The sequence below is a fragment of the Frankia sp. CcWB3 genome, assembly GCF_977927595.1.
The window spans coordinates 1-9,432 of the sequence record NZ_CDWRCK010000169.1 but is presented as its reverse complement, the minus strand read 5'-3'; the positions used below and the strand labels follow the sequence as shown (position 1 = coordinate 9,432).

At 71.9% G+C, this 9,432-nt stretch carries 6 protein-coding genes and 1 pseudogene; 6 read left to right on the top strand and 1 reads right to left on the bottom strand.

The genetic code is table 11. The features are described from left to right. Positions 1-42: 42 nt before the first annotated feature. On the bottom strand, positions 43-2,271 hold the full coding sequence (locus tag ACY5KJ_RS13560; RefSeq protein ID WP_462203499.1) for a bi-domain-containing oxidoreductase: 2,229 nt from the start codon (positions 2,269-2,271) through the stop codon (positions 43-45). A 300-nt stretch (positions 2,272-2,571) separates the two neighbouring features. Here ACY5KJ_RS13560 and ACY5KJ_RS13555 point away from each other — a divergent pair, with 300 nt between their 5' ends. The 6 genes and pseudogenes from ACY5KJ_RS13555 to ACY5KJ_RS13530 all read left to right on the top strand — a co-directional run. Further along, positions 2,572-3,699, top strand: coding sequence for an MraY family glycosyltransferase (locus tag ACY5KJ_RS13555; RefSeq protein ID WP_462187896.1), 1,128 nt, complete (start codon positions 2,572-2,574; stop codon positions 3,697-3,699). A 170-nt stretch (positions 3,700-3,869) separates the two neighbouring features. Further along, a complete protein-coding gene (locus tag ACY5KJ_RS13550) occupies positions 3,870-5,195 on the top strand; it encodes a glycosyltransferase family 4 protein (protein ID WP_462203498.1) in 1,326 nt (441 codons plus the stop codon). After that, positions 5,192-7,051, top strand: coding sequence for an FkbM family methyltransferase (locus ACY5KJ_RS13545; protein WP_462187898.1), 1,860 nt, complete (start codon positions 5,192-5,194; stop codon positions 7,049-7,051). The genes ACY5KJ_RS13550 and ACY5KJ_RS13545 overlap by 4 nt, the downstream gene beginning before the upstream one ends. 5 nt (positions 7,052-7,056) lie before the next feature. Further along, positions 7,057-8,052 carry a glycosyltransferase gene (locus ACY5KJ_RS13540; RefSeq protein ID WP_462187899.1) on the top strand — a complete coding sequence of 332 codons (996 nt, stop codon included), beginning with the start codon at positions 7,057-7,059 and terminating at the stop codon, positions 8,050-8,052. Then, entirely contained in the window at positions 8,049-9,128 is a 1,080-nt protein-coding gene (locus ACY5KJ_RS13535) for a glycosyltransferase family 2 protein (RefSeq protein ID WP_462203497.1), read from the top strand. The genes ACY5KJ_RS13540 and ACY5KJ_RS13535 overlap by 4 nt, the downstream gene beginning before the upstream one ends. Beyond that, positions 9,125-9,432: pseudogene (locus ACY5KJ_RS13530) on the top strand (heparinase); the annotation flags it as partial. The gene ACY5KJ_RS13535 and the pseudogene ACY5KJ_RS13530, both read left to right, overlap by 4 nt.

Below are 9,432 nucleotides of genomic sequence, written 5' to 3'. Positions count from 1 at the left end.
AAATCCTTTCGTCAAAAAAATCTTCGGCCGGTTCCCGGCTGTTCAGGAACCCATCCGGGCCGGGCTTCGCGGTACCTCGGCACCGAGCGCGTCAGCGGCCGCGAGGGTCGCCCGGCTCGAGGCGAGCAGCTCCGCGGTGACACCGGTGTCGCTGCCGCGGCACATCCGCAGGAAGGCCGCCGCGGCGGCACGATGCCCCTTGTCCTGCGGCCCCTTCCAGGCGGAACGTCCATCGATCACCAGTTCGCGGTAATCGTCGATGCGGACGTGCCGGCTGCCCGCCAGCGCCTCGAGATGCTCCTTACGCACTCCGCGGGGACGGGCGGAACTGTAGGAGATGGCCGACAGGGAACCGTCGGCATGCCGGAGCGTGACCGCCACATCGGGAGCAAGCAACAGCTCGGCCTCCCGCCCGGCAAGCGCCGTCACCATGTCCACGTCGCTGCCGGCGAGCGCGACGCAGGTGTCGACGAAGTGGCAGACCTCGCCGAGCAGCCGGCCACCCTGGACCCGGTCGTTGTACCAGTGGTCGGCCGGCACCGGCCCGGCGGCGATCCGATAGCTCAACGTGAGAGGACCGTCCCGGTCGGCCAGCGCCGCGCGGGCTGCGGTGACCGCCGGAGAAAAACGCCGGTTGTAGCCGACGACAAGCACCCCGCCGCCGGTCGCCGCCGCCTTCTCCACCCGGTTGAGCTCGTCGAGGCTCAGCGCGAGCGGCTTCTCGCACCATACGTGCCGACCGCCTTCCAGGGCCCGGGCGGCGAGGTTGGCATGTGTCTCATGCGGCGTCGCGATGACGACCACGTCGACGTCGTCGTCGTCCAGCACGGCGTCGGCGCCGGCCACCGCCCCGGCGAACCCGTGCCGGTCCGCGAAGGCCCTGGCCGACCGGCCACCGGCGGAGGCCACCGTGACCAACTGGTCGAACCCGGCCGCCCGGAACGCGGGCAGCAGAACCGATCCGGAGAACGTCCCGGCCCCGATCCAGCCGACCCGGCTGCCCCGACGTCCCGCTGGGGCGGATCGCTGGCGGGGCACCCGCGGCCGCGGGCTGACCGACCGGTCCCGGGCCGGGCCCGCGCTGTGCGCCGGTGCGGTCCCGGCCACCGCGGACCCGGCCTGTTCGGGGGCGGCCTGTTCGGGGGCAGCCGACGCCGGGTAGTCGAAACGGATCCCCAGGTACGGCTCGCTACGGGTGGCGACGATCTCGTAGGCCCGCGGCGCCGCGTCGATCGGAAAAGCGTGGGTGACGAGATCATCAACTTGCAGCCGGTCGGCCGCGAGCAGGTCGAGCACGGCCTCCTGGTTGCGTCCCTCGGTCCAGCGGACCTGCCCGGCCGGGTAGTCAACCCCCCAGTCCTCGTAGCCACGCTCGTACCGCCCCGGCCCGTAGGAGCGGGCGAAGCGCAGCGTCAGCTCCTTGTCGTAGAACGGCGCGCGCAGCAGGCCCAGTCCGACGTCACCCACCACGACCAGCTGCGCCCGGTCCCGGGCCAGCGCGGTGGCCCGCATGACCGGTTCCGCCGAGCGACCAGCGGCGCAGATGAGGACCGCGTCGGCACCACGGCCCCGGCTCCAGGCGCGGACCGCGGCGGTGGTGGCCTCGCCGGACTCCCGCAGCGCACGGACACCGCTCGCCCCGGCGGTGACCAACGGAAGATCGGCAAGATCGATGCCGGCGACGTCACATCCGCTGGCGAGCGCGAGCCGGGCGGCGAGCTGACCGACCAGCCCCAGCCCGACGACCACCACCTTCGCCCCGGGGCCCACCTCCGCCAGGCGCAGCCCGTGCAGGGCGATGGAGCCGATCGTGGCGAACGCCGCCGCCCCCGGGTCGGCCCCGTCCGGAACCCGGGCGCAGAGCAGCCCGGGAACAGCCTGGAACTCGGCGTGGTTGGCGCGCCCGGCCCCACCCGTGGCGACGAGGTCACCGGGGCGGATGCGGTCGACCGCGGAGCCCACCTCGACGACGCGACCACATCCGCTGTAGCCGAGGGGGACGTCGGCGCCGAGCCGATCCCGGACCGAACGCGCGGCCGGGATGAGACCGTCGGTCCTCGCCTTCTCCGCGACCTTGCGGACAAGGTCCGGACGGGCCCGCGCCTTGGTCAGCAGCCCAGAGCGGGCGAGCGTGGTAACGGCACGTTCCGTGCCGGCGGACACGATCGTCGCAACGGTCGCCACCAGCACCTCGGTCGGACCGATGACCGGCACGGGAACGTCGACGACGCGCACCGCCCCGCCGGACGCCGCCTGCACCACCTGCTTCACCACACCACCTGCTTCACCGCGCCACCTGCTTCACCGCGCCACCTGCTTCACCGCGTCACTGGGGCGCCGCCGCACCGGCCGACGGTCGGCGCCGGCAGGCGGACTCGCACCCACTCGCGGACCCGTACCGGCGTGTCGGCTCGTACCGGCGTGTCGGCCCGAGTCTTCGGTACGACCGGGGGAAGTGAGGGCGTCGGGGGCGCCCACGCTCGCATCATGCTGCGCAGTGTAGTTGATGCATTACATTCAGCGATGAACATCGGCCTCGCCCATCCGAAGTGTCAGACCCGGAGGAACGGCATGCTCGAAGCGTCGGCCGCCGCGTGCATCGTCACCCTTGCGGCGACCCCGATCGTCATCGTCGGCATGCGCCGGATGGCGGCGATCGACGAGGTCACTGCGCGGTCCTCGCACCAGGTCCCGACCCCGCGTGGCGGCGGTATCGCAGTCGTCCTCGGGCTGTTCGCGGGCATCGGCCTGGCGGTGTGCATCCCTGGGTACGGCGACGCCCGCGACCTGCTGTCGTTGACCATCGGCATCGCCCCGTTCGGCCTGATCGGACTCGTCGAGGACCTCAGCGGCATCACCCCGCTGCGCCGGCTGGCCCTGCACGTCACCGCGGCCGTCGTCGTCGCGGTGACGACGGTGCTCGGGGCGGTGCTTGACGACCCGGTTCCGAGCGGCACAACCGTCCTGCTCGTCACGATCATCGCGCCGATCTGGATCACCGCATTTGTCAACGTCTTCAACTTCATGGACGGCATCAACGGCATCTCGGTGACGACGGCGGTCCTGGCCGGGGCGGCGTTCACGGTGCTCGGAGCCGTCCACCACGTGGACGCGATCACGATCGGCGGTGCTCTCACGGCGGCCGCGGCGCTCGGTTTCGGCCCGTTCAACTTTCCGCGGGCCCACATCTTCCTCGGGGACGTGGGCAGCTATTCGCTGGGAGCCGCGATCGCGGTCCTGGCGGTGCAAGCGGTCCTGGCGGGAATACCGGTGGAGACCGCCGTGGCGCCGACGGCGCTGTATCTGGCCGACACCGCCTGGACCCTGCTACGCCGGGTGCGGGCGAAGGAACAGTGGTACCTGCCCCACCGCACCCATGCCTACCAACGACTCACCACCGCCGGGTGGTCACACACCCGGGTGACCGGGCTGGTTGGCGTCCTGACGGCGGTCCTCGCCGCCTTGGGATTCGCCGCGGACGGACCACTGCCCGTTCGCCTGCTCGCCGACACGGCAGCCGGGCTGGTGCTCCTCGGGTACCTGAACGCTCCACAGCGCGTCGCGGCGAGACGGGACTGCGTCGCGGCGGCCCCGTCCTCCGGCGCGGCGATCCCGTCGCAACGCCGGCTGGCGAACCCGGACAGGACAGACCGGACCGACGGGACCCGGCCACTGGGGGATGCCGGTCGAAGCCACTGATCGGCTCGTACCCCCCCCGCGACCGCCAGGCGGCCGACGACGACGGATGACAACGAGGTCGATACGAAGCGCGACACACGCGGTACGACATCGCCCACGTTTAGTCACTCACAGCATACAATGCATTACTCATGGTGAAGGATGTCAAGGGCGACTGGAGGTCGAGGTCGGTGGTCCCCTCTCCTGCCCGGTCGCGCGTCCTGCTGGTGACGCACTACTTCCCCCCGGAGACCGGAGCTCCCCAGTCCCGGTTGTCGGAGACGGCACGCGCGTGGGCGACGAACGGGCTCGACGTCACCGTACTCACCGGCATGCCGAACCACCCGGCGGGCAAGATCCCTGCCGCCTATCGCGGCGCCTGGCTGCGGACCGAGCGGGTCGACGGGTACCGCGTCGTGCGCACCTGGCTCTATGCCACTCCCAACGAGGGGATCACCCGCAAGACCCTCGGCCATCTGTCGTTCATGGTCACCAGCGTCCTGCTCGGCGGCCGGCCCGCCGGCCCGGCCGACGTGGTGGTGGTGTCCTCGCCGACCTTCTTTCCCCTCGGCTCGGCCTGGCTGCTCGCCAGGCTGCGAGGCGCCCGGCTGGTCGTGGAGGTCCGCGACCTGTGGCCGGCCATCTTCGAGCACCTCGGCGTCCTCACCGACCGGCGGGTCCTCGGCATTCTCGAACGCCTCGAACTCGCCGCCTACCGGGCCGCCGACGCCGTTGTCACGGTGACGGAGGGGTTCCGGGAAGACATCGTGCGGCGAGGCATCGCGCCGCACAAGGTGCACGTGATTCCCAACGGCGTGGACCTCCGCCGGTTCCACCCGACGACCGTGGCCTCGGCCGACATCCGGGCCCGGCTGAGCGCCACCGACGGCGACACCCTCGTGCTCTACCTCGGCGCCCACGGCATCTCGCACGGGCTGACCTCGATCGCCGACGCGGCCGCCCGGGTGACCGGCCGGCCGATCCGGTTCGCCTTCGTCGGTGAGGGGGCCGAGAAACGCAGGCTCGTCGGGCACGTCGAGCGCCTGGGACTGGCCAACACGGTGCTGCGCGACGGGGTTGCCCGCGAGGAGGTGCCCGCCGTCGTCGCGGCCGCCGACATCTGCGTCGTCCCGCTGCGGGACGTGCCGATGTTCGACACGTTCATCCCGTCGAAGATGTTCGAGTTCCTCGCCGCGGGCCGCCCGGTGATCGGGGCGGTCCGCGGCGAGGCAGCCCGGATCCTCCTTGCCGCCGGGCAGATGGTCGTGCCCCCCGAGGACCCGGCCGCGCTGGCGGAGGCGATCCTGGCCCTGGCGGCGGACCCGGACCGCCGGGCGCGGATGGCCCGCAGCGGGCGGGCCCACGTCGAGGCCCACTACGATCGCGACGACCTGGCCCGCCGGTACCAGACGCTACTGTTCGGCAACGCACCGTTCCCGGCGCCGCCCCCACCGACGACCCTTTCCCCACCGGTACCGGTGCAGGTACCTGCACCTGCACCGGACGTGGTCGCATGAGGTTCCTCGTCACCGGTGGCACCGGTTTCCTCGGAAGCCGGGTGGTCGACCGGGCGCTCGCGGACGGACACCGGGTCGTCGGGCTGGCGCGCAGCGACGCGGCGGCGACAAAGCTGCGCCGACGCGGCGCGGGGACTGTGCGCGGTGACCTCGACGATCCGGCGACGCTGCTCCCGGCATTCCGCGAGGCGAACTGCGAGGCGCTGGTCAACATCGCCTCACTCGGGTTCGGCCATGCGGAGACGATCGTGACCGCCGCCCGTGCGGCCGGCATTCACCGGGCCGTCTTCCTTTCCACCACCGGGATCTTCACTACGCTCGATCCACCCTCGAAGCGGATCCGGGTAGCGGCCGAGGGGACCATCGCGGCGAGCGGGCTGGACTGGACGATCATCCGGCCGACGATGATCTACGGGGGTCCCGACGACCGGAACATGGCCCGGCTGCTGGCGCTGCTCCGGCGCGTTCCGGTGCTGCCGGTCCCCGGCGGGGGGCATCATCTGCAGCAGCCGGTGCACGTCGAGGACCTGGCCCGCACCGTGCTGCGCGCAGCGACGACCGCGGCGGCGATCGGACGCGCCTATGACGTCGCCGGGCCGGAGGCATTGACGTTCCGGCAGGTCGTGACCACGGCCGGCGCCACCGTCGGCCGACGGGTGATCTGCGTGCCCGTGCCGGTCCGCCCCGTCATCGCCGTGACCCGCGCCTACGAACGGCGGGTGTCCTCGCCAAGGTTGAAGGCCGAACAGATCGCCCGGCTCACCGAGGACAAGGCGTTCTCGATCGACGCGGCCCGCCGCGACCTGGACCATCGTCCGCGGCCATTCGCGGCCGGCATCGCGGCGCAGGCCGCCTCATCACCCGATCGGGTGACCCCCAGCCGCTCTCCCGACCGAACGGAGACCCGGATGTTCCGGATCGACCAGGCCACCCAACTGTTCCAGGACCTCCAACGGATCGCCAGGGTGGCTGGTCCCCCGACGGCGCTGCGCTTTGGTGCCGCCGTGGCCCGGCATGCTCCGACCATCCGCCGGGCGGGCAACCTGAATGCCGCTGACCGGGCAATGGCCGCCAGCGGCCACACCTACCGACCGCTGCCCGGGGTGACGGTCATGTTGCCCGGCACCGCGTTCGGCGGCGCGCGCGAGATGTACTGCCGCGGCGTCTACCACGCCCTCCCCGGGTACGCGCCGGCGGCCGGCGAGGTCGTCGTCGACCTCGGCGCGAACCAGGGCCTGTTCTCGGTGCTCGCGGCGCGAGCGGGCGCCGATGTGATTGCCGTCGAGGCGCAGCGCGGGTTCGCCCCCGCCTTCGTCAACCATGCCGCCGGCAACGGTGTGTCGAACCACATCCAACTGCTCCACGCCATGGTCGGTCCGACCGCCGGCGTGTTCGCCGATCCGCGGGCCCGCCGGAACGCGACGCACTGGGACGGAGACGTCGACGTCCTCACCATGGCAGAGGTGTTCGAGGCCGGCGGGGTCGACCAGGTCGACCTCGTCAAGCTGGACATCGAAGGCTCCGAGTTCGCCCTGTTCGACGAGCCCGGATGGCTGGACGCGGTTGGTCGGATCGTGATGGAGGTGCACACCGGGTTCGGCGATCCCCGTACGCTCGACGACCTGCTGGTCCGGCACGGCTTCGAGGTCACTCTGCTCGGTAACGACCTGGTGCCGACTGCCCATCTGGGCGACGCGGCGTCGGGTTACCTCTACGCCCGCCGGACCCGATCGACGACCCGGGCCATCCGCAGGCCCGCCGAGCCCGACGGTCGCCCGGTGCCGGTACCCGGCAGCCGCCCGTCATCCGAGCCCGGTTTCGTCGACGACCCCGCACCGCGGGGTGTCTCGGCGTGAGGCCGATGTCCAGCACCCGCCCGACCCTGGTCGACTGTGCCGGTGCCCGGATGGGCGGGGCGTTGCGGTTCCTGACCGAACTGGACGGTTACCTGAGCCTTCGGCCGGGCCTGCAGGTCCACCTGGTCGGCCGAGATCGCCGGATCGGACCGGGCTGGCTCGCCCGCCGGGAGCGGCCTGGGCGGTACGCGCGCGCGATCGCCCTCAACAACGTCGGCTTCCTCGCGACCCGCGGCGAACGATGGGTCCTGCTGCGCAACGTGCTGCACTTCCTGCCGGCGGAGGAGGCCCGACGGCTACCCGGCGGCCTGCCCGACGGCGTGGCCCGGACAGCACGTCTCGTGCGGCTGTTCGCCCGTCGTGCGGACGTGGTCGTCGTACCGACGACCACAATGGCGGACCGGGTTCTCACCATGCTTCCGAGCCTGTCCGCCAGGCTGGTGGTCCGGCCCCATCCGCTGTCCCCCGATCCGACCCTTCCCCGGGCCCGTACGCCGGGCCGGTTTCTGTGTCCCGTGTTGTTCGCGCCGTTCAAACCGATGGGGCGCCTGCTCCGCATGGTCGATGCCGCCGCGACCCGGCTTCAGGAGGAGATCGGAGCCCACCTCGCGATCATGGTCACCGCGACCGATCGCGAGGCCCACGAACACGGCTTGTCCCACTGTCGGACGCTGCGGTTCGTGGGCCGGCTGACGCTGGCCGAGCTGCGGGCCCACCAACGCGATGCCGGCGCGTTGCTGCAGCCGACGACGATGGAGTCCTTCGGCTACCCGCTCGCCGAGGCACGGCTCGCCGGGATACCCGTCATCGCCCGCGACACCTCGCACAACCGCGAGGTGGCCGGCCCGGTTCTGGTGCCGTACTCCCGGGAGTCGGCGGATGACCTCGCCGTGGCGCTGCGCACGGCGCTCACGTTCACGCCACGGCCCGAGACGGGAAACCCCTTCGATCCGACGCGTTACTTCGACTGGTTGCTCGATGCAGGAGAGAGCTCACCATGACGACGCAGACCCACCGAATCCCGCCGCGCCAGGGCCCATCGTTCCCCGCGGCACCAGCGGCACCAACGGCAGCACCAGAACCGGTAACGCCAGAACCGGCAGCACCAGAACCGGCAGCGACGCGAACCCCACGCCGAGCGAACTGGCCGACCCCCTATGACACCGCCGGTACCACCGGCCCAGCCGGTGCCGCCGGTCCCTCCCCCGCCGGATCGGCACAGCCACAGCCGGCGCCGGGATCGGTTCCCCTCACCGCAATCATCCTCGCCCACAACGAGGCACCGAACATCATCCGGGCGATCAGGTCCGTCGGTTGGTGTCGACAGGTCGTCGTCGTGGACTCGGGTTCCACCGACGGCACCGCGGATCTGGCCCGCGCCATCGGTGCAACTGTCTGGCACGAGCCTTGGCGTGGGTTCGCCGGCCAGCGGCAGTGGGCGATGACCCACCCGGGGATCGCCCACGACTGGGTGTACTTCCTCGACAGCGACGAATGGGTGTCCACCGCGCTCGCCGCCGAGATCGCCGCCCGGCTGGGGACGGCGGACTGCGCGGCCTACAGCCAACGACGCCGGCTGGTGTTCGAAGGCCGCTGGATCGCGCACTGCGGGTGGTATGCGAACAGCTGGCAGGCGCGGCTGCTCGATCGGCGGGTGGCGTACTTCGACGACGCCGTCACCTACAGCGAACGGGCCGTGGTCACCGGTGAGGTCGGACGGCTGTCCGCCGACCTGATCGACGAGGACCACAAAGGACTCGCCGCCTGGCTGCGCAAGCACGTGCGCTACGCCGAGCTGGAGGCGGCGCGCCGCGTGACGCAGCCCGCTGCCCGGGAGCGGTTGGCGCGGGTCCGCGAGGAGGTGCGCCGGCCCACCGGGTCAACCCGACCGCTCACGCGGACCATCGCGAGGGACGTGATCTTCCCGCTGGTTCCGGCCAAGCCGGCGGTCCTCTTCTGCTACATGTACCTGCTGCGGAGCGGATGGCGGGACGGGCGGCAAGGGCTGCTGTTCTGTCTCTACTACGCCTGGTACGAGCTCACGATCGGCGCACTGACCCGGTCTGTTCACCGGTGACCGCGTCGGTTCCGCTCGGTCGCTACCTGCGCACCACCGCGGGGCTGCGACCGGTCCAGCTCGGCGCCCGTGTCCGGCTGCGCGGGCAACGGGCCATCCTGAGCCGCCACCCGGGCCTGGGCGAGATGCTGCTGCGCGGCAGGCCGCCAGCGGAATCCTGGCCGATCGGGTTCCTGCCGTTCGACGGCAGATGCCCGCCGGCTCGGCCGATGTTCGACGAGATCGTCGCGGGCCGCCTCACCCTGCTCGGCCACTCCCGCGATCTATGTCCCCCGGACTCCAGCACCCCCGCGACCGGCACCCC

Bases quoted from the DNA above. Each gene is read 5' to 3' on its own strand.
- ACY5KJ_RS13535 (WP_462203497.1), top strand. From the start codon at position 8,049: ATGACGACGCAGACCCACCGAATCCCGCCGCGCCAGGGCCCATCGTTC.
- ACY5KJ_RS13555 (WP_462187896.1), top strand. From the start codon at position 2,572: ATGCTCGAAGCGTCGGCCGCCGCGTGCATCGTCACCCTTGCGGCGACC.
- ACY5KJ_RS13540 (WP_462187899.1), top strand. From the start codon at position 7,057: ATGTCCAGCACCCGCCCGACCCTGGTCGACTGTGCCGGTGCCCGGATG.
- ACY5KJ_RS13545 (WP_462187898.1), top strand. From the start codon at position 5,192: ATGAGGTTCCTCGTCACCGGTGGCACCGGTTTCCTCGGAAGCCGGGTG.